The organism is Micromonospora sp. LOL_015, assembly GCF_048060275.1.
GTDB lineage: Bacteria > Actinomycetota > Actinomycetes > Mycobacteriales > Micromonosporaceae > Micromonospora_E.
The window spans coordinates 1-20269 of record NZ_JBHMIO010000047.1; the positions used below are offsets into that span (position 1 = coordinate 1).

The following is a 20269-nucleotide window of genomic DNA, read 5'->3' on the forward strand; positions in this document are numbered from 1 at the left end:
CTCGTGCCGCAGCGAGTCGCCGATCGCCTCCAACGCGTGCTTGGTGGCCTGGTAGTAGCCCCGACCTGGCGTCGCGAACAGCCCGAAGATCGACGACATCAGCACCACCCGGCCACCGCCCTGCTCCCGCATCCCAGGCAGGACCATCTGGGTGAGCCGGCAGAGACCGAAGACGTTCGTCTCGAACTGGGCGCGCACCTCGTCCATCGGGGTCTCCCCGATGGTGCCGTTGAGGCTGTACGCCGCGTTGTTGATCAACGTACCGACTGCGCCGTGCTCGTCGGTGATCCGTTTGACCGCGGCGGCCATCGACTCCTCGTCGGTGACGTCGAGATGCATCACGGTGATGCCCTCGGCGGCCAGATCGGCCAGCGCGTCGACGTTGCGGCCGGTGGCGTAGACCGGCCAGCCGGCCCGGTGCAGGCGCAGTGCGGCCGCCCGGCCCGAGCCGGATGACATGCCGGTGCCTGACGACGCACCGGTCAGCAGGATCGCGCGGGATTGTGTCACGACCGGACTCCTTCCCGACCGGAGGTCACTCGTCGCCCTGTCGGGCGATCCGGCTGCGGTCGGTCGACGTACCCAACCCGGTCGCGTCGACCAGCCGGTTGATGAAGGCGAACAGGCTGGCGCAGAAGACCGCCTCGAGCATCTCGGCGTCGCTCCAACCGGCGGCAGCGGCCCGTTCCCAGTCGGCGTCGGTGATCTTGTACGCGCCGGTGCTGACCTTTTCGACCAGCTTCATCAGCGGCCGGGTCCGCTCGTCGACCGGCAACTCCTCCGCGGTCGAGGCAGTCGAGACGGCTTCGACCAGCTCCTCGCTGCCGCCGAACTCGCTGAGGAACCAGCTGTGCGTGCCCACACAGTACGGGCAGCCGTTCAGTTTGGACGTCCAGGCCGAAATCAACTCTTTGAGGTCGCGGGGCAGGGTATCGCCCTTGAAGATTCCCCCGTAGCCAGCGACAACTACCTCGAGCAGCCGGGGATTGGTCGAGGTGAGCCGGAACATGTCCGGCACGAACGGCAGCCCGGTGACCGCCTTGATCTGCTCGTAGAGTTCGGCGGTGCGGCCTTCGGCATGCTCCTCGTCAATCAGCAGGACCCGGATTCCCGGCTGCTTTGTCGTCGTTTCCATTGAGTGTTCTCCTCAGTGGGTGAGCGGGTGCCGGGCCTGCCCGTGCGTCAACTCTCCACACCAGACCCGAACCGGGGACGACACCTGCCGTGCCAGCCGTGACGGTGGCGCACGGCGGAGCAGGGCAGCGCCTGTGGCAACGGTCGACAGGCATTTTGGTCGCCTCATGATGGCACGTGTGGCAGGGCGCCGTGCTCTCCCAGATTGCCTAGTCGGGGCACCATTTTGAAGACCGGCGAAAGAGGAGCGCGATCTCCGATAGCTCTGGCTACGTGGCAGTATCAACCGATAGCCTGTCACCAATCAATTGGAACGGATGAGGTCATGATGCCGGGAAGTCTGATGCGTCCGGTGCTGAGCAGCCTGGGGCTGACTCAGATTCGCTACGTCTCCGCAGTGCGGCGAGGAAGGGCGAGTGGTCTCGTATCTCAGGTGTACCGACAGATGGAAGGCGACTTCGGGGTGCTCGCGCCGCCGGTGGCCCTGCACGCTGCGGCGCCCGAGATGCTCGCCGCGGCGTGGTTGGTGCTGCGCGAGACGTTGATCGTGCCCGGGCTGGCGTCCCGGGCGGCCAAGGAGGCGGTGGCCACCGCCGTTTCGGCCAGTAACGCCTGCCCGTACTGCGCGATGATCCACAACAGTGCGCTCACCGTGCTGGGTCCGCGCCGGCGCGACCAGCTCGCGACGGATGACCCGGAACTGGACGTCGTCGTCGAGTGGGTGATGTCGGTGGATAATCCCGGCAAGCCGGTCAATCCCCAGATTCCGGCCGAGCAGTTCGCCGACCTGGCCGGTGTGGCGGTGCTGTTGCACTACCTCAACCGGATGGTGAACGTGTTCCTCCGTGACATACCGCTACCGCCCGGGGTGCCGGAGTTCACGCTGCCGCCGGTGCTTTGGATACTCGGTCGGCAGATGGCCGCGGCTGCCCGGCAGGCGCACCTACCCGGTGCCGCCCTCGGGCTGTTGCCCGCCGCCGATTTGCCCGCCGACCTGTCCTGGGCGGCCGGCAACGACACTGTGGCCCAGGCGTACGCGCGGGCCTGCGCCGCGATCGACGACGCCGGCGCCCGCGCGCTGCCGGCGAACATCCGCGCCCTGGTGTCGGACAACCTTGCCCGATGGCACGGCGGGCCACGCGGAATCAGCCGGGTCTGGGTCGAGGAGCTGATCGCTCCGTTGCCCGCCGGCCAGCGGCCCTTGGCCCGGTTGGCGCTGCTGGTCGCCTTCGCCTCCTACCAGGTGGACCCTGCCGTCATTGAGCGCTGCCGACAGGTCGGCGCCAGCGACCGTACGTTGGTCGAACTCTCCTCATGGGCGGCGATGGCGGCGGCCCGCCGGGTGGGCAATTTGCTCCCGATGCGGGGGTAGGCGACATTCCGTTCGGACAGAAAGGGCATCGCCCAGTAATGCGGGTACCCGCTACGGATGGTGATCGACGCTCGGCCATTGATAGAGCAAGAACATCGAAATCTGGCCGCACTTATTGTCCTCGATTCATGGTAGGGTCTTAAGTCATCCAGACCGGTCAGGGCCTAGATGGTGGAGCGTTGTTCGACACTTCCTGCCTCCCGTGAGCCGTCGCGCAGCCAAGCAGCGTGTTGGTGATTACCCTCAGTGCATCACTGCCGTCAGCCGCAGTCAGGGTGGTGGTGGCACGGTGGTGCGTCTGAACTGGGGCAACAGGTTTGTGTCGATGCTCCCGGAATCCGTAATGGGTGACCAGCGCGCGAGCGCACTGTTCGAGAGGCGACCTCGTCGTCTACAGCCGAATGGAGTTGATCCGCAGTGCCTAACGCCGTCGAACGGGCTATTGCCATCATGTGGGACCGCTACCACGAGCCGCTCTCACTCGACGCTATGGCCGATTCTGCCTTTCTGAGTCGTTTCTACTTTTCTAGATTGTTTCGGTCCAAGACGGGCACGTCGCCCGGTCGCTTCCTGACAGCGATCCGGCTGTACAAGGCGAAACACCTGCTGCTGGAGACCGACATGAGCGTCACCGACATCGCCTACGCCGTCGGCTACAACAGTCTGGGCACCTTCATCAGCCGGTTCACCCGCAGCGTCGGCATCTCACCGGCACGCTACCGGTGGCTCGCCGAGCACGGCATCCCACAGCTGTCCCAGCCCCGGTCGGCCGGCAGCCGGCGAGCTGCCACGATCAGCGGAAAGGTCGTGCTGCCGCCGATCGACGTCCCAGTCAAGGTCTACGTCGGAGTGTTCGACAGCCCGATCGTGCAGGGGCTGCCCGCCGCCTGCGACATCCTCGAGGCGTCCGGCAACTACCTGCTCACCGACGTCCCGGAAGGCGAATGGTACCTGAGGGCAGCCGCGATCGCGCTGGACGACATCACCGCCCGCCCGTCGACCCGACGTCCGCTCGCGGTCGGCGCGCACGAGCCGCTGTCGGTGACGGTCGGCACCGATCTCACCGTCGACCTGGAGTTGCACGCCACCGGCGTCTTCGACCTACCCATCCTGATCGCACTGCCCGAGCTCGACGGGCACGTGACCGGTTCTCGTGGCCGTCGGTCCCGTAGCCGTGACGAACGGCGCGTCGCCGGTCGGACCCGGGTGGTCGGCGCGATCCGATCTTGACTTCCTCCCCGCCCTAAAGGACTCCGTTGGGGAACGGCCAAGACATGATGTACCGCCTGTCAGCCGGCGAGGTCGAGTTGGGTGAGGTGACTGGTTCTGGTGCGGCCGAGGGCCGTGTCGGTGAGCCATGCGTCGATGCGGATGACGTTGACGGCAGTCGCGGCGAGGAGGTGACCGAGGTGGTACCTGAACGCCCGCTTCACGGTTTCGGACACAGTCGACAGTCTAGCGATTCGGTCGTGAGCCGTGGGGTTGGTGTGCGGTGGACGTCGATCCGCCTCGGCGGCGGATCGACTTTCCCTGTCCTGCTCCGCAGGGGGTTCCGTTTCCTCCCCGGCCGCAACGCCGGAGTATCCACGGAAGGACTCTGATGACCCGAGGGCCTGCGGTTGCCCGGCCGGCGGCACATGCTGCCGGCCGGGCAACCGAGCGGTGTAGCTCAGCGTCGTCTTCCACAGGTGCTTCGGATACGTGTTGCCGCAGGTGCATCAAGAGGCACCTGCGGCAGCAAGCTCAATCGCGTAGCGCCGACCAGATGAGGTGACACCGCCCTCACGGGGGTACGCACCAGGACCCGGGCGAGGCAACAATCCCTGCGTCAGTGACGCTGGTCGCTGCCGTCAGCGGCCGGGGACGACGAACGGTCCCCAGGTGAACGCCGTGATCCACGGTGCCGGGTCGGCGTTCCAGCGCAGCGCGCGGATCCGATCCTCGGTCAGCCGGCCGGACATCGCCTGGTAGACGTCGTGCCAGGAGCCGGCGACGGTGGCGGCCGGCGCACCATCGCCGACCGGCCACTGGCCGAGGTCGGTCTCGACCCGCAGGGCCGGCAGGCCACGGTTGCGGGTCGACAGCGAAAGTCCTTTCGCCAGGATGCCCATCGCCACCGGCAGCGCCGGGTGCTCCGGCGCCGGCGGATCCATCCCGAGCGCCTGACGCAGATCCAGCTCATGGGTGAACGCGTCCATCACGAGGATGCCCCGCCGGACGGAGAACGGCTCGCCGAGGAACTGCTCGACCGGCCCGCTCAACCGCGTCCAGTCGTCGAGAAGCTCGCCGATCCCGCCAGCCGGCAGCGGTGCGGTCGCGCGGTCCGCCGGCAGCAGCGAGAACTGGACGCCGGCCGCCGGTCCGCCGCCGGTGCCTTCCGCCGCCGCCTCGCCCGAGGTGATCCGCTCATGCACCCGGGCACAGACCTGGACCAGGTGGCTGGCCAGGTCCGCGATGTTCCAGTCCGGACAGCCGGGTACGGCTGCGGCCAGGTCCGGCGAACCGGCGGTGAGTAGCTCGGCAACGTTCCGGCGGACCTGCCGGTACCCGGCCGCAGCCGGTCCGGCCGGAGTCGGTCCGGCGGGTTCCGGTCCGGCGCCCGAGGAATCCGACTCGGCGCGAACGGAGTCGCTTACGGACATGCTTGCCTCCCTGGTACGGCCGTGTCACCACGGCGGATCACTGTCGGTCGGCCGATGGCTGTCCGGCCGGGTCGGTCGACGCCCGCCCGGCCTGCCCGGCGGAGAGCCGCCCGGTCCGGTGCAGCCAACGCACCGTGTCGGCGACCGTCCGGTCGAACGGGCGGGCGGGCGGTCCGATCAACGGCGCGTCCTGCGGAGGGTGGGCCGCGCAGGCGCAGACGTAGCAGGCTCCGTACTCGGCCGGGATATGCCACGGCCAGACCCGTTGCACCAGGTCGGTGAGCCGGGCGAACGGCAACATCGCCCGAGCCGGCAGAAACACCGTCGGCAGCCGTCGCCCGGTCACCGCGCGGACGGTGGCCACGTAGTCGCGGGTGCTGACATACCGTCCCGGCCCGAAGTGCCGGTCCAGGCCGTCGCTCGGCGCGGTGAGCAGCGCCGCGTGCAGGGCGGCGGTGTCGCGGACGTCGCCGGCCGGGAAACCGCCGGTCGGCCAGACCGGCATCATGCCGCGCAGCACGTACCGCAGCCGGGCGGTCTGGTCGCCGATCTTCGGGTCGTCCGGACCGAGCAGCGCCGGCGGGTAACTGATCACCACCGGCGCGCCCTGCTCCTGGTGCCGGCGGGCGATCCGTTCCGCCGCCGCCTTGCTGGCCAGGTAGGGCTCGCTGGCGACGCCGACCGGTGAGCGCGGGCCGAGCAGCGAACTCGGGCCGTGCGTAGCGCTCGGGCCGAGCGGCGAGCTGGCCGCCGGCAGCAACGCGCCCACCGTGGACACGTACACCGTACGGGCCACCCCCAGGTCACGCGCCGCCGCCAGCACCAGCTCGGTGCCGCGTACGTTGGTCCGCCGGGTAGCGGCGTGCCGCCGGCTGTCGAACGAGTAGATCGAGGCGGCGTGCACCACCGCGTCGGTGCCCCGGACCGCCCGGTCGACCGCGTCCGGGTCGGTGACGTCACCGACCACCACGTCGACCGCCGTGTCGGGCACCCCCAGTGGCGCAACCGCCCGGGCCACCCCGGCCGCCTCGCGGGCCAGCACCCGGACCCGGTGGCCGGCGGCGACCGTCGCCGCGACCGTGTGCGCGCCGACGAATCCGGTGCCGCCGGTGACCAGGACCAACATCGTCCCCTCCATTTGGAATCCACCCATGCGCCACGGCCGGATATCGTGCGCCGACCGGGCCGATAGCGGCGCCTGAGCAAAACAAATCTCCCGTACCGGCGTGGAGTGCCAGTACAGGTCGTCGCTCGGTGTGTCGTACGACGATTTCGTTGGTGTCTGTCCGGTCCGATCGTGCCCCTTCGAGTGGCGGTGGTCTTCTCTCATAGTGCCGTTGTTGACGCTATCTATCCGCAGGTCACAGGGCAATCGGGGAGTGGCGGCCACACGGTCACACCGGGACGATCAATGATGATGCTTGTCTGATCTGGATGAATGGGAGCGATAGGTGACCGAAATCATCCGAGGACTCCGGAAACGAGTCCTGACCCCTGACATTTCGCAGACCCGGGTATCCGTTCGCGGCTTCCACGACAAAGGGCCGGAAGTAGTTGAGGTCCTGGAATCCGTCGGTGCCGCGTTCCTCGCCGGGCTCTCCTCGGCCGCCGGCGCCCGGCGGGTCACCGACGTCGACACCGACCTCGCTCCGCTGCCGACCCGCTTCCAGGGGTTCGCCTACGAGGGCGCGGCGATGGGCTTCGCCCTGGTCGACGCGATCACTCCGGGGAAACCCCGACGCAGCGCCCAGTTCCTCGCCGGGACCGGTGACCGGCACGTCTACATGGCGTACGTCGGCATCGGCTGGGCGATGGCCCGGCTGCCCCGGTTCCTCTGGGGCCGGGCCAGCGCCGCCGCCACCGACCCGTTGCTGCGCTGGCTGGTGCTCGACGGGTACGGCTTCCATCAGGCGTACTTCCACACCGCCGAGTACGTCGTCAACCGGCGGACGGTACGCGGCTTCCCCTGGCCGCCGGAAGGCCCGACGTGGTACGCCGACCGCGTCGTCGACCAGGGCATCGGCCGGGCCATCTGGTTCGTCGCCGGTTCCGACCCGGCGCGCGCTGCGGACCTGATCGACGCGTTCCCGGCCACCCGGCACCAGGACCTGTACAGCGGTGCCGGCCTGGCCGCGACTTACGCCGGTGGCGCCACCGAGGAGGAACTCGCCCTCTTCCTGCGCCGCTCCGGTGACCATGCCCCGTTCGTCGCCCAGGCCAGCGCGTTCGCGGCCCAGGCCCGGATCCGTGCCGGGCTGCTGACGCCGCACACCGAGCTGGCTACCGAGGTGTTCTGCCGCACCGGCGCGGCCGAGGCGGCCAAGATCACCGACGAGGAGATCCCGCCCGTCACGGCGGAGTCCGACCTGCCGGCGTACGAGATCTGGCGGTGTGCGATCGCCGCACGGTTCCGCGCTGACGTCGGGGCGCAGCCGTGACCGCGCTCGCCGACCAGCCCAGCCGGCTGCGTCCCCCTGGGCCGTCACCCTGGTCGGCACCGGCCCTGCTGGCCCGGATGGCCCGCAACCGGCTGGACGTGATGCGGTCGGTGTCGGCCCGCTACGGCGACGCCGTCCGGCTGCCGCTGGGGCCGAAGACGCTGTACTTCTTCAACCACCCCGACCACGCCAAGCACGTGCTTGCCGAGAACCCGGGCAATTACCACAAGGGGATCGGGCTGGTCCACGCCCGCCGTACCCTCGGCGACGGCCTGTTGACCAGCGAAGGCGAGCTGTGGCGCAAGCAGCGCAAGACGATTCAGCCGGTGTTCCAGGCCCGGCGCATCGCCCGACAGGCCGGCGCGATCGCCGAGGAGGCGGTCGGGCTGGCCGACCGGCTGCACACCATGGTCGGCCGCGACGAACCGGTCGACATCCGGCACGAGATGACCGACCTGACCCTCGGGGTGCTGGGGCGGACGCTGCTCGACACCGACCTGAGTGAGTTCGGCGGCATCGGCGACGCGTTCGAAGCCGTCCAGGACCAGGCCATCTTTGAGATGATGTCGCTGGGCGCGGTGCCGACCTGGGTGCCGTTGCGCCGGCAGCGGCGGTTCCGTCGCGCCCGCGCCGAGTTGCAGGACGTCGTCGACCAGCTGGTCGCCCGGCGACGGGCAGCCGGTGGGATTGCCGAACGCGACGACGTGGTGTCCCGGTTGATCGGATCGACCAGCGAGGAGGCCGACCCGCGGGTCGGCCGGCAGCGGATGCGCGACGAGCTGGTGACCCTGCTGCTGGCCGGCCACGAGACCACCGCCAGCACGCTGACCTGGGCCTTTCATCTGCTCGACCGGCATCATGACGTCTGGGAGCGGGTGCACGCCGAGGCGGTCGAGGTGCTCGGCGACCGGACGCCGGTCTACGAGGATCTGCACGCGCTGCGGTATACCGCGATGGTCGTCGACGAGGTGATGCGGCTCTACCCGCCGGTCTGGCTGCTACCCCGGATCGCCCAGGGCGACGACGTCGTCGGCGGCTACCACGTGCCGGCCGGCGCGGACCTGGTGCTCTGCCCGTACACCCTGCACCGGCATCCGGAGTTCTGGCCGCATCCGGACCGGTTCGACCCGGACCGGTTCGATCCCGACCGCGGCACCGACCGGCCCCGGTACGCGTATATTCCGTTCGGCGCCGGCCCGCGGTTCTGCGTCGGCAACAACCTGGGGCTGATGGAGGCGGTCTTCGTGATCGCTTGCGTGGCGCGCCGGCTGCGGTTGTCGGTGCAGCCCGGCTACCGGTTGGTCCCCGAACCGATGCTGACCCTGCGGGTCCGGGGCGGCCTGCCGATGCGGGTCCACGAAGCCTGACCGGCCGCCCATCTGACGCAGCCGGCGCTCGCACCTGCGAGCGCCGGCTGCGTCGTGTCCGGCGGTCGACCGCGGCGCCGTTGAGGTCGACAGGGGCCGAGCCGAGCACCCATGAAAGGACCGGGCGGTCCCGCTGCGCGCGGGACCGCCCGGTCGGGTGGCGGGTCGGATCAGCCTCGGTCGGCGACCTCGACGAAACGGCCACCGTGGAACAACAGCGCGTCGCGGCTATCGCCGCGGCCGGTGCCCAGCACCGAGCCGAGGAAGATGGAGTGGTCGCCACCGTCGTAGACGGCGGCCAGCTTGCACTCCACCCAGGCCAGGCTGCCGGAGATGATCGGGGCGCTGGTGTGCCGCCCCGCCCAGTGGTCGACTGTCTCGAACTCCCGTTCGTCCCGCGGTCGGGACGAGCTGGCGAAGTAGCGGGCCAGCCCTTCCTGGTCGGAGCCCAGGATCGACACCGCGAAGGTGCCCTGGGCCAGGATCGTGGCGTGCAGGACAGCGGTGCGCTTGACACACACCAGCACCAACGCCGGGTCCAGCGACACCGAGGTGAACGCGTTCGCGGTCATCCCGTGTGGCAGGTCGGTCCCGGACGTCACCAGGGTGACGCCGGTGGCGAACATGCCCATGACGGTCCGTAGCTCGGCGTGGTCGCCCCTGTCCGTACCGTTGGAACCGGCCGGCACGGTGCCCGGCGCGGTCTGCTTGTCAGTAGCCACGGTCAGCCCTCCCTGACGTCTTCGAGCACCCGGCGCTGCCCGTTGCCGTTGCCGCCGCTGACGGCGTAGTGCGACAGCGCGATCCGCAACGGGTCCGGCACCCGGGCCGGGCGGGTGCCGGTGTTCGGTCCGCGCATGCACGCGATCCGCTGCCGGCCGCGGGCGACCAGTTCCTCGAAGCCGTCCCGCAGCCGGACGTAGTCGAACGCGAAGCCGATCTGGGTCTGGGTCAGGTCCTCCAACCGCATCCGGATCGACAGCTCGTCGAAGGCGCTGATCTCGGCGAAGAACTCACACTCGCACTTGAGGGTGAACAGCTTGAGATCGTCGCGGATGTCGGCCAGCACCTCCGGCGCGCGGTCCCGCAGGAACATCTCCCGGCACCGGCCCTGCCAGCGCAGATAATTGACGTAGTAGACGTTGCCCACCAGGTTGGTTTCCTCGAAACCCACCAGGTGCCGGTACTCGTAGTAGGACTCCATGACTCACCTGCCTCCGTCGGCGGACATCGCGAAGACCACTGGGTCGTCGACGCCCTGCAGCGCGGTGGTGAACGTGGCGATCCGGGTGGTCCCGGACCGCAGCGCCACCCAGCCGGCCGGTGCGCTCGGCTCGGCTGCCAAGTCGACCCGCGCGTGGCCGTTTTTGCGCAGACACTCGATCGCGCCCCACACCCGGGTCGCCGACACGGACAACTCCTCGCCGTGCTCCCTGGCGACCAGCCTGGCCAGCGCCAGGTTCTCCGCGCCGAGCAGATCGGCCCACTCCTCGTCGGTGCGGCCGGCGGCCACCTCGACGTCGCAGCCGACCGCCGCCGGGCCGGTGACCGCCAAGGTCACCCCGGCGCCGTGCGACGCCGAGATCTGCGGCCCGCCGGTGACCTCCGGTTTTCCGTCCGGCCGGTAGCGCACCTGCGTGTCGCCGCCCAGCGCCCAGCTGACCGCCTTGCGGGTCTGCTCCCGCCGGTCGGCCACCTCGGTCGCCTGCGGGTCGTCCGGGCGGACCACCACCCGTAGGTCGGTCGGCAGGAACGCGCCGACCCGTCGCTCCAGGTAGGGACCGACCAGTGCCGGGAGCCACGGACCGGAACCGTCCAGTTTGCGTACGGCGTGCAGCCGCAACCCCACCCACCGCTCGACGAGGTTGCCGTCCGGGTCACAGACGTCCACGTCGTACAGGTAGGTGTCGCCCTCCCGGGATCGCTCCAGCGCGTGGATGGTGACGGCGTCCAGGGTGGCGGCGACCTTCGCGTCGGCCAGGTGCAGCCGTTCGATCGCCCCCGGCAGCAGCGTGGCGTCCGGTACGCAGCACTGCAGGGCGTGCATCACCGTGTCCCGGGTGCCGGGGTCGCCGAGCACCAGCTCACCCGGCCGGAACCGGGCGAACCACGGCGCCACCGACCGGTTCGACACCCGCGCCACGCAGCTGGTGGCGGCCAGATCCAGGTAGCCCCGCAGCCGCTGGAAGCGCGACCCCTGGAACAGCACCGGCCCGTACAACTCGTTGGCCGGGTCGATGGGCACCAGCTCGGTGTCCCCGGTCGCCGGCCGTACCTCGGGACGGGCCGGCAGGTCGTAGCGCAGCCTGGCCCGGAAATGGTCGGCCGTGAACCCGGTGTCGCTGCTGCGGACCACCGCGTCGACGGCACCGTCCGGCGCGGCGAGCACCGCGATCCGGATGGTGTTGCTGCCGTCGGGCGGTACCACGATCGGCCGGAGCAGTTCGACGTTCTCCAGCACCGGCGTCTCGATCCGCCCGGTCAGCGCCCGCGCCGCCTGGGCCATCGCCTCCATGCCGAGCACCGCCGGCAGCAGCAGGTCACCGTCGAGCAGGTGGTCCGGCAGGTAGAGGTCGTCGTCGGCGGTCAGGTCGGCGTCGACGATCAGCTCAACGCCCGGGTAGTGCACCTGCGGCCGGTCGACGAAGCGCAGCAGCGGCAGCTCCCGCCGCTCCATGGTGACCGTCGGCAGCCCGTCGGAGCGGCTCATCACCACCATCGCCTGCGGCGCGGACGGGCTGGCCAGCACCTCCTTGAGGATCGCGATGCCGTCCTCGACCGGGATCGGGGAGATGCCGTCGCGGGTCAGCGACTCCAGCACCCCGAGCCGTTCACCCATACCGGCGCCCGACCACACCGACCACTCCAGGGCGAGGCAGCGGATGTGCGGGTGATCCTCGCCGACCTTGCGGGTCAGGTCGGTCATCCAGTCGTTGGCGGTGGCGTAGTGCGCCTCGCCTCGCAGCCCGGCCCGACCGATGATGCTGCCGAAGGTGATCAGCAGCCGCAGCGCCTGCGGGTCGGTAGCGGCGAGCACCGCGTCCAGGCCGTCGATCTTTGGAGCCAGGGTACGGCGGAACGCGGCCTCGTCGAGCGCGGCCAACGGCGTCGGCTCGTTGCGCCCGGCGCCGTGCAGCACCCCGGTGACCTGACCGAGCGCCTGCTCGACGGCGTTCACCGCAGCCTTCACCTGGTCCAGCGCGGTGATGTCGGCGCGGGCGTAGTGGAACCGGACGCCCGCGGCCCGCAACCGGTCCAGGTTGGCGGCCAGTTCCGCGTCGTCGGCCGGGTCGGAGCGGCCGAGCAGGCCGACCGCGGTGCCGGTGTCCCGGCCCAGCGCCAAGGCGCACTCGGCGGTGATGCCCTTGCCGCCGCCGGTGACCAGCAGTACGTCGTCCGGGCCGATCCCGGCCCCGCCGTTGGGCGGCAGCTGGATCGGACGCAGCACCGGCTCGTACCGCTCACCGCCAGCGCCGTAGTGCACCTCGCTGAACCCGGTCGTCGCACCGACGTCGGCGACGATCCGGCGCACCACGTCGTCCCGGGCCGCCGGATCGTCGTCGTCCGTCGGGTGCTCCGGCAACGGCAGCAGCACTACGGTGGTGGCGATCTCCGGATGCTCCTGGTGCAGCGTCTTGGCCAGACCAGCGGCGGACCGCCGGTCACCGACCGCGACGAACCGGACCGGCCCACCGGCGGACAGCGCCGCGCGGGCGGCCCGCAGCAGCACCGGGACGTGCTCCGGCTGACCGTCGCGGGGCAGACAGAGCAGCACCCCGTCGCCCACTCCGGCCGTCCGTAGCGCCGCCGTCAGCGGCTCGGCGAACGGATTGTGGCCAGCGGTGAAGACCTGCCAGTCACCGTCGACACCTGACCCGGCGGACGGGGCAGGCGAGGTCGGCACCAGGTCCACGGCGAACGCCCGGACCCAGGGGGCCACTCCGGCGACGACCGGCTCCGCGTCGTCGTCGGCCGGTGCGGCACCGGCGGCGTCGTCGAGGATCTGCGCGATCTCGGCCACCGTCGCGGTGGCGTAGCTGGAGGTCAGCGTCGGCGCCGGTACGTCGAGCTCGCGGGCCGCCTGGTTGACGATCTGGCCCACGGTGATCGAGCTCAGATGCAGCTCGTCGAGGGGCCGGCTGTCCGGGCGTACCGCCTCCAGCGGCAGCTCGGCCCGTTCGGCGGCGAGCCGACGGAGCACCTCGAGACTGTCCGCACTGGAGCGCACCGCCGCCTGGTCCCGGGAGCCGTTCGCGGATCCCGGGGCGTGATCGGTCGGCTGGGCTCCGGCCTGCCGGGCGACGGCGAAGTCGCCGGCCGGGGCCGACTCGGCCGGGCTGGCGAGGAAGCGCAGCGGCCGACCGGGTTCCAGCGGCCGGGTGAACCGGTCCTGAAACAACGCATCGTGGTCGATCGCAGCGCCCAGCGCGTACGCGGCCCCGACGGCGTTGAGCAGCCCGGACAGCGACAGGCTGTCGGTCTCCAGCGAGATCGTCGGCACGTCCGGGGCGATTTCGCCTGCCAGGCCCCGCAGGATCCGGCCCGGGCCGACCTCCAGCAGCAGGTCACTGGTTTCGGCCAGCCGGCCCACCGCCTGGGTGAACCGCACCGGGTCGAGCACCTGCCGACGCAGCAGGTCGACGACGTCGGTGTCGGCCGGCAGCGGCTCACCGGTGACGGTGGAGACCATCGACCTGGCCAGCGGGGTGAACGACTGACCGGCCAGGTGTTCACCGAACGCCACCGCGGCCGGGGCGACCGCCTCGGAGTGGAAGGCGTGTGACACGGCGATCCGGGTCCAGAACAGGCCCTGCCGTTCGGCTCGGGCACCGACCTGCTCGACTGCGACGACCGGGCCGGAGACCACGGTCTGCTGCGGACTGTTGTAGCCGGCGATCACCACCGCCGTACCGGACAGCAGCGGCTGCACCACCTCGGGTGCCGCGGAGATGCTGGCCATGGTGCCGTCACCGGCGCTGGCGTCGGCCATGATCCGGCCCCGGGCGGCGGCCGTGGCCAGCAGCGTCGGCTCGTCCATCGCCCCGGCCCAGTGCAGCGCGGTCAGCTCACCGAGGCTGTGCCCGGCGGCACCGGAAGCCTCGATGCCCACCATGGACAGCACCCGCAGACCGGCGACCGATCCGGTGACGATCCGTGGCTGGGCGACCGCCGTGGCCACCAGGTCGGTGCCGGCCGGCGGCTGGTAGGTCCGGTACAGCGCGTCGACGTCGGCGAACCGGCGACGCAGTGCGCCACCGTCGGCCCGCCGGCCGGCACCCTGCCCGGGGAACAGGTACCCGATGCGCGGGTTACCGCCGGCGGCGCCGAGGAACACGCCGTCGGTGGCGTCGATCACCGTACGTTCGCCGGCGGCGACCGCCTCGGCCAGCCGGCTGAGCCGGGCGGCGGCCTGCTCCGGGGAGCCGGCGACCACCGCGGCCCGGACCGGCTGGCCGGCCAGCTGCCCGGCCAGTGCGGCGGCCAGGTCGCCGAGCTCGGCGTAGGACAGCCGGGCCACCCACGGGGCCAGCCCGGCGAGCCGTTCGCCGAGCTCCTGCGGGGTCCGGGCGTCGAACAGCAGCAGTTCGGTGTCCTGCCGGGACCGGACCAGCGCCGTGGTCGCCGTGCCGACCCGGGTCCGCCGGCTGGTCTCGACGGACTCCACCACCACGTGGGCGTTGATGCCGCCGAAGCCCATCGAGGAGACCGCGGCCCGGATCGGCTTGTCCGCCGGCCACAGCTCGGCGCTGTCCGGCACCCGTAGCGCGGGCTGCTCGACGTCAAGTTCCGGGTGGGTCTCGACGTGCCCGGTGGCCGGCGGGATCACCTGCTGGCGGACCGCCAGGATCGCCTTGAGCAGGCCGGCCACCCCGGCGGCGGCCTTGGTGTGGCCGAAGTTGCCCTTGACCGTACTGATCGCGGCCGGCTCGGCCTCCGGCGCCGCCTCCCGGCGGGCCTCGGTGAACGCGCGCAGCTCGGTGGCGTCGCCGACGGCGGTCCCGGTGCCGTGCCCCTCCAGGTAGGCGACCGTGTCGATGCCGAAGCCGGCCCGCTGGTACGCCCGCCGGATGGCCAGCCGGTGGCCGCTGGCCTCCGGCCGGGTGATGCCGCCCTTGCCGTCGGAGGAGTAGCCCCAGCCGGCGATGACCGCGTGCCGACGCAGGCCCCGGGCGATGGCGTCCTCGTCGCGCATCAGCACCAGCATGCCGCAGCCCTCACCGGGCCAGAAGCCGTTGGAGTTACGGTCGTACACCCGCATCTCGGCGGTGGCCAGCGCGCCGGTCTTGGCGAACCCGATCACCTCGAACGGGTCGATGCTCAGGTCCACCCCGCCGGCGACCGCCGCGTCCAGTTCGCCGTTGCTCAGCGCGTTGCAGGCGGTGGCCACCGACAGCAGCGACGACGAGCAGGCACCGTCGACGGTGTACCCGCCGCCCTTGAAGTCGAAGTGGTTGCAGATCCGCCCGGCGATGGTGTTGGCCAGTCCACCGGCGAGGGTGTCCTCGTCGATCGGCGGGAACGGTGCCTTGTAGCGCGGCTCCAGGTCGTCCAGGAAGGCGGTCACCGCGGTGTCGTCCCAGCCCTGCTCGCGCAGGGCCGCGCCGACCGTGCGTCGCACGTACGGCCAACGCAGCCGTAGCAGGTTCGCCCGGCTGAACTCGCCGGTCAGGGTGTTGCCGATGACCACGCCGGTGCTGGCCGCCGGCAGGCCCTCGCCGTCGGCGAAGCCGGCGTCGGCCAGGGCTCGGGCGACGGTGTCCAGGGCCAGCCAGTGGGTCATGTCGGTGGACCGGAACGTGCTTCCGGCGATCCGGTACTTGACCCGGTCGAACTCGAACCCTTCCAGCACCGCCGCCTTGGCCGAGTAGAACCGGTCCGGCGCGGCCGGGTCGGGGGAGTAGTAGTCCTCGTGGTTCATCCGCTCGTCCGGCAGCCGGCGGAAGGCCCTGCGGCCGGTGAGTACGTTCTCCCACAGTTGGTTGGGGGAGTCGGCGTCGGGATACCGGCAGGCGATCCCGACCACCGCGATACGGTCACTCATCAGATACCTTCCCTCACGCCGTCGCGCCGGCCACCGGCGCGGGGGCGGGTGCCACCGCCGCCTGCTGCTGGGCGCGCTTGCGCAGGTGAACCATCCACCAGTAGATGCCGCGGGCGCCGCAGACCACGACGACGGCGAAGAACAGCGTGTAGACGACGTTGAACAGCATCAGTACGCCGTAGACCATGGCCACCGACGACCCGAACATGAACTGGTGGATCGGCTTGACCGGGGTGGTCCCCGGGTCGGTGATCATGTAGTTGGTGAACAGCACGAACGCCACCCCGGCCATCACGCCGAGCGCGGAGAACAGCGCCACGTCCCAGATCCAGTGCCGCAGCAGCGCCTGGATGGCGAAGCCGCCCAGCCAGCCGACGATCAACGCCACCTTGCGGGTCAGCATGGCGTTGATCACCGTACCGGCGGTGACGATGATGATCGGGATCATGATCCGGAAGAAGGTGTTGGCACCCTCGGTGAACTGGTACGGCGGGGCGATCGAGATCCACGAGCCGAAGCAGACCAGGGCAACGGTGATGCCCAGGTTGGACGGGTTCATGTAGTGCCGCATCCGGCCGTACACCGGGGCCTGGAAGACGTACTTGCCGGTGACCCCGACGATCACCGCGAACGCGATCGGCAGGAACATGTCGTTGGCGTACAGCAGCATGTTGCAGGCCAGCGCGGTGATGTGGGCGGGCAGCAGGAACTCGTACATGCCACGACCGCCGCGTCCGGCGTACCGGGGTGCCCGCTGCTGCATCCGGGCACTGAGGGTCTCGAAGACCAGCTCGGTGGCGTAGCCAACCAGCACCGCCAGGATCGGCCACAGCCACGGCTGCTCGAAGCCCAGGACGGTGTACCCGAGAATGTTGAACACGGTCATCGAGATGGCGAAGTTGCGCAGCGCCAGGTAGCGGCGGTCCGGCTCCTTCGCCGCCGGCGTGGGTGGGCCGGCGGGGGCCGTCGTCGTGCCGATGGTCTGTTGGCGTTCGGCGGTCGTGGTCATCGGTTCGGAACCTCCTGGACACGGTCGGTCAGCACGAGGGTGTGCGTGCCGGCCGACAGCTGCTGGGTGATGCTGTGCAGATCGCCGTCGAGGTCACGCCAGCGCAGGTCGACGGTGACCGGGCCGGTGGCGTCGCCGAGCCCGAGGTGGACCTCGAAGCTGCGCTTGCCGCCGTGGCCGCTGCCGCCGTCGAGCTGGGAGACCTGCCGGCGTCCGTCTGCGGTGGTGACCGTGACGGTGGCGCCGTAGGCCGGCGTACCGGGCAGGTTGGCGTCGGTGCCGTCCAGTGTCGGTCGGTACAGCCGCAGGTTGAGGTAGTCGCCGCGGTCCGGTGCCTCGTTGGTGTAGAACGCCGGGGCGGCCCACTGCCGGGCGACGGCCAGGTCGAGCGCGCCGGTCGCCCGGGTGTCGGCGGTGGCGATGCCGCGGGTCGGGATCGGCACGTCCAGGCCGAGCTGCTCGGTGATGTTGGTGAACTCGCCGCTGTCGGTGCGGGCGAAGAAGGCGAGCGGCTGGTCGCCGGCAATGTCGTCGCCGGGCTGCATGTTCGGCCACATCGCCGGGTTGGACAGCAGGTTGTCGTTGGACATCGCCATCTCCTGCAGCCACGGCCACCGGTCGATGTCGCCCTTGACGAAGCCGAGCGTCTGCACGACCTCCAGATCACCGTCGTTGCGGAAGTCGCCGAACTTCACGTCCCAGCCCCAGCCGCTCCAGGCCATGCCCAGCGGCCGGGCCTGCTGGATGAACGGCGCGGTACCGGCGGAGAGACTCTGCAGGGCCTCCTCCTCGGAGCCGGCCTGGTTCACCCAGACGAAGTTGCTCTCCTCCAGCCCCCAGGCGGTGGTGATGTTGGAGACCACCATGTCGAAGCTGCCGTTGGCGTTCAGGTCGCCGAAGTCGACGCCCATCCCCTTGAACGAGTCCTTGCCCAGCTGGAACGACTTCGGCGTACCGTGGCTGCGCTCGCCGTACACCGCCTCGAACTTGATCCGACCGGGGCGGGAGACGTTGTGCAGCAGGGCGTCGAAGGTGAAGTCGTTCGCCACATACATGTCCGGCAGGCCGCGACCGGTCAGGTCGGCGGAGCCGAGCGCCAGGGTCCAGCCGGTGCTCTTGGCGAACGGGACCGCGCCGCGCTCCGGCACGAAGGTGACCGACGGCGTCTCGCCGGCGGTGGCCGCATGCCAGCGCAGCACCTGCAGCCCGCCGCCGTTGGTGGCGGTGGAGAGCGAGTCGTTCATCTCGACGTTGTCCTGGCCGTCCGGGTTGAGCACGTCGGACTCCGGGAAGTAGTTGCCGATCACCACGTCGGGCTTGCCGTCGCCGTCGAAGTCGTTGACCGTGGCGGCGTTGGTGTGCCACTTCGGCCCGTGGTACCGGCCGTCCGGCGAGTCCTGCGGCAGGATCTCCTGCCGGTGGTACGCGTCGTTGGCGGGCAGCTCGGTGCCGGCCATGCGCAGGAACAGGATCGGCACCCGGCCCCAGTAGGTCACCATGATGTCCATTCGACCGTCCAGGTTGTAGTCACCTGGTACGCAGCCCATCGGTGCCATCGTTTGGTCGATCGGCAGCGGCGCCGGGTCAAGCAGGAACGGCTCGAACCGGTCGGCGGCCGGTGCGGTCGGCGCGTAGGTGACCACCACCTCGTTGGTCCGCACGTCGACGAAGCACAGACTGTTGGCCACCCCGTGGCCGGTCAGGTCGTTGACGGCGATACTCGCGCCCACCGAGGAGATCCAGGACCGGATCTTGTGGTACGACTCGTTGACCTCACGGATGTTCCGTTTAGGTAGTTGGTCGTAACCTTCCGGATAGTCGATCTCAAGCTCGGTGAACCGGTACTTTTGGGCAACCTCGTCAGCGCCGGCCACCGACACGCGAGCGTCGATGACGAAGAACATCACGACGAGAAGTAGAATCGCCGTTATCCCGGGGCTGATCGAGCGCAGGCGTTGACCCAGCACGGTCTGGTCTCCTTACTGCGGGAACCATCGGCTGTTGTCCAGGCCGACGGAGTTGACAGGGCGGACGTCGTTGCCGCAACGCCGATCCGATGAATTTCCGGAAATGGCGTGCGGTGAACGGGAGCTCTCGTAGCTCCCGGCTCGCCGGGGGATCCTCCTGAAGCCGAGGGTGGGTGGAGATGGGGAGGCCGCGCGGCGCGGTCGGCCACCGGGATCATCGTCCGACGGCCGTACGGTGTAGCGCTTCTTTCACATTGCCTCCGGTGATTCGCTGCATTCCCGGGATCTGTCACAATCCGTCGCCGATCGGCTCGGACGAAAAGACGGCAATATTGCGAAACCCTCGGCAGCGGGAGCTGGCTAGCCTGAGTGAGGTGTCGCATGACGCGTCATCCGGGCACCGTGCACCGTCGTATTGCGGTCGGCTGTCCGGCTCACCGCGCAGAGAAGGAGCCGTCGTGTCTGTCGAGGGATTCTGGAAGGTCGCCGTGTCCACCCCGCTGGGTACCCGGCACACCGTGCTCGAATTGTTCACCAAGGACGGTGCGCTGCAGGGGATCTCCCGTGGGGAAAAGGAGGAGTTGGTACTGCAGGACCTGCAGCTGGCCGACGACCGGCTGTCCTGGTTCCAGTCGATCACCAAGCCGATCCGGATGAACCTGGTGTTCGATGTGGTAATCGACGGTGACGAGATGTCCGGCACCGCGAAGGGCGGCCCGATGCCGCCGGCGAAGGTCAGTGGCCGGCGCGAACCGGCGACCCAGGCGGCCTGACCTCGGCCGCAGCGGCGATCCCGGGCGCCCGGCCCGTCCACCACGGCCGGGCATCCGGGTGCCCTAGGCCGTCCACCGTGGCCCGGTGACCGGGATCCCGGGCGGGGCCGCGCAACCGCCCCTCGCATGGTCGTCGATGATCCGTACGACCGATTGACTCATTCTCATTTATCATCAAATATCATGGATATTCTGACCGGAGAGAAATCCATGACCGACGCGTCGCCCGAGACCATCCACCATCGGTATCCTGCTCCCGGTCGGGCATCTCCACGTGCACATGCAGCGCGCAGATCGCCAGCTCGGTGTGCCCGACGCACGGCTCGGTGCGGGTCTCCACCTGTAGCGGGGTGATCTCGCCGGCCACCCGCAGCAGCCGTACCGCGCCGGGCGGGGACTTGGCGGCCACCGGTGTGCCGAGTCCCCGTACCATCTCCGTCGCCTGGCCCCCCGCAGCGCGCCGGAGCTTGTCCAAGTCAGCCATGCGGCGATCGTGGCACCGGCGCACGTCCGGTGCCATCCGCT

Annotated in this window: 16 protein-coding genes; 5 read left to right on the top strand and 11 right to left on the bottom strand. The window is 70.2% G+C overall.

What is annotated here, in order from left to right:
* Together ACFHWU_RS24825 and ACFHWU_RS24830 are read right to left on the bottom strand one after the other, a co-directional pair.
* The coding region (locus tag ACFHWU_RS24825) for an SDR family NAD(P)-dependent oxidoreductase (RefSeq protein ID WP_416591758.1) at nucleotides 1-510 on the bottom strand (510 nt) is incomplete at its 3' end.
* A 25-nt stretch (nucleotides 511-535) separates the two neighbouring features.
* Complete coding sequence (locus ACFHWU_RS24830; protein ID WP_416569372.1) at nucleotides 536-1135, bottom strand: carboxymuconolactone decarboxylase family protein; 600 nt, start codon at nucleotides 1133-1135, stop codon at nucleotides 536-538.
* Nucleotides 1136-1579: 444 nt separating this feature from the next.
* On the opposite strand from ACFHWU_RS24830, the gene ACFHWU_RS24835 reads away from it, so the two are divergent.
* Both ACFHWU_RS24835 and ACFHWU_RS24840 read left to right on the top strand, forming a co-directional pair.
* Complete coding sequence (locus ACFHWU_RS24835; RefSeq protein ID WP_416591759.1) at nucleotides 1580-2506, top strand: carboxymuconolactone decarboxylase family protein; 927 nt, start codon at nucleotides 1580-1582, stop codon at nucleotides 2504-2506.
* Nucleotides 2507-2956: 450 nt separating this feature from the next.
* On the top strand, nucleotides 2957-3736 hold the full coding sequence (locus ACFHWU_RS24840; protein WP_416569376.1) for a helix-turn-helix transcriptional regulator: 780 nt from the start codon (nucleotides 2957-2959) through the stop codon (nucleotides 3734-3736).
* Between the two features lie 59 nt (nucleotides 3737-3795).
* Here ACFHWU_RS24840 and ACFHWU_RS24845 read toward each other — a convergent pair whose 3' ends face one another.
* From ACFHWU_RS24845 to ACFHWU_RS24855, 3 genes are all read right to left on the bottom strand, one after another.
* Nucleotides 3796-3951, bottom strand: coding sequence for a hypothetical protein (locus tag ACFHWU_RS24845; protein ID WP_416569370.1), 156 nt, complete (start codon nucleotides 3949-3951; stop codon nucleotides 3796-3798).
* 405 nt (nucleotides 3952-4356) lie between these two features.
* Nucleotides 4357-5148, bottom strand: a complete 792-nt coding sequence (locus ACFHWU_RS24850; protein ID WP_416591760.1) for a maleylpyruvate isomerase family mycothiol-dependent enzyme — start codon at nucleotides 5146-5148, stop codon at nucleotides 4357-4359.
* Nucleotides 5149-5185: 37 nt separating this feature from the next.
* A complete protein-coding gene (locus tag ACFHWU_RS24855; protein ID WP_416591761.1) occupies nucleotides 5186-6274 on the bottom strand; it encodes an SDR family NAD(P)-dependent oxidoreductase in 1089 nt (362 codons plus the stop codon).
* A gap of 325 nt (nucleotides 6275-6599) precedes the next feature.
* On the opposite strand from ACFHWU_RS24855, the gene ACFHWU_RS24860 reads away from it, so the two are divergent.
* The gene (locus ACFHWU_RS24860; RefSeq protein ID WP_416591762.1) at nucleotides 6600-7586 is read left to right on the top strand and encodes a DUF1702 family protein; all 987 of its coding nucleotides are present in this window, start codon (nucleotides 6600-6602) and stop codon (nucleotides 7584-7586) included.
* Nucleotides 7583-8953, top strand: a complete 1371-nt coding sequence (locus ACFHWU_RS24865) for a cytochrome P450 (RefSeq protein WP_416569366.1) — start codon at nucleotides 7583-7585, stop codon at nucleotides 8951-8953. The genes ACFHWU_RS24860 and ACFHWU_RS24865 overlap by 4 nt, the downstream gene beginning before the upstream one ends.
* 170 nt (nucleotides 8954-9123) lie before the next feature.
* On the opposite strand, the gene ACFHWU_RS24870 is transcribed toward ACFHWU_RS24865, so the two are convergent.
* The 5 genes from ACFHWU_RS24870 to ACFHWU_RS24890 all read right to left on the bottom strand — a co-directional run bounded on the left by ACFHWU_RS24870 (nucleotide 9124) and on the right by ACFHWU_RS24890 (nucleotide 18908).
* Nucleotides 9124-9585: a flavin reductase family protein gene (locus ACFHWU_RS24870; protein ID WP_416569375.1), complete on the bottom strand. Its 462-nt coding sequence runs from the start codon at nucleotides 9583-9585 to the stop codon at nucleotides 9124-9126.
* Between the two features lie 92 nt (nucleotides 9586-9677).
* Nucleotides 9678-10157, bottom strand: coding sequence for an acyl-CoA thioesterase (locus tag ACFHWU_RS24875; RefSeq protein ID WP_416569365.1), 480 nt, complete (start codon nucleotides 10155-10157; stop codon nucleotides 9678-9680).
* A gap of 3 nt (nucleotides 10158-10160) precedes the next feature.
* Nucleotides 10161-15995, bottom strand: coding sequence for an SDR family NAD(P)-dependent oxidoreductase (locus tag ACFHWU_RS24880; RefSeq protein WP_416591763.1), 5835 nt, complete (start codon nucleotides 15993-15995; stop codon nucleotides 10161-10163).
* A 13-nt stretch (nucleotides 15996-16008) separates the two neighbouring features.
* Entirely contained in the window at nucleotides 16009-17004 is a 996-nt protein-coding gene (locus ACFHWU_RS24885; protein WP_416569363.1) for an enediyne biosynthesis protein, read from the bottom strand.
* Nucleotides 17001-18908, bottom strand: coding sequence for a CRTAC1 family protein (locus ACFHWU_RS24890; protein WP_416569374.1), 1908 nt, complete (start codon nucleotides 18906-18908; stop codon nucleotides 17001-17003). The genes ACFHWU_RS24885 and ACFHWU_RS24890 overlap by 4 nt, the downstream gene beginning before the upstream one ends.
* 521 nt (nucleotides 18909-19429) lie before the next feature.
* Here ACFHWU_RS24890 and ACFHWU_RS24895 point away from each other — a divergent pair.
* The gene (locus ACFHWU_RS24895) at nucleotides 19430-19744 is read left to right on the top strand and encodes a hypothetical protein (protein WP_416569362.1); all 315 of its coding nucleotides are present in this window, start codon (nucleotides 19430-19432) and stop codon (nucleotides 19742-19744) included.
* Nucleotides 19745-19925: 181 nt separating this feature from the next.
* On the opposite strand, the gene ACFHWU_RS24900 is transcribed toward ACFHWU_RS24895, so the two are convergent.
* A complete protein-coding gene (locus ACFHWU_RS24900) occupies nucleotides 19926-20228 on the bottom strand; it encodes a hypothetical protein (protein ID WP_416569361.1) in 303 nt (100 codons plus the stop codon).
* Nucleotides 20229-20269: the final 41 nt, after the last annotated feature.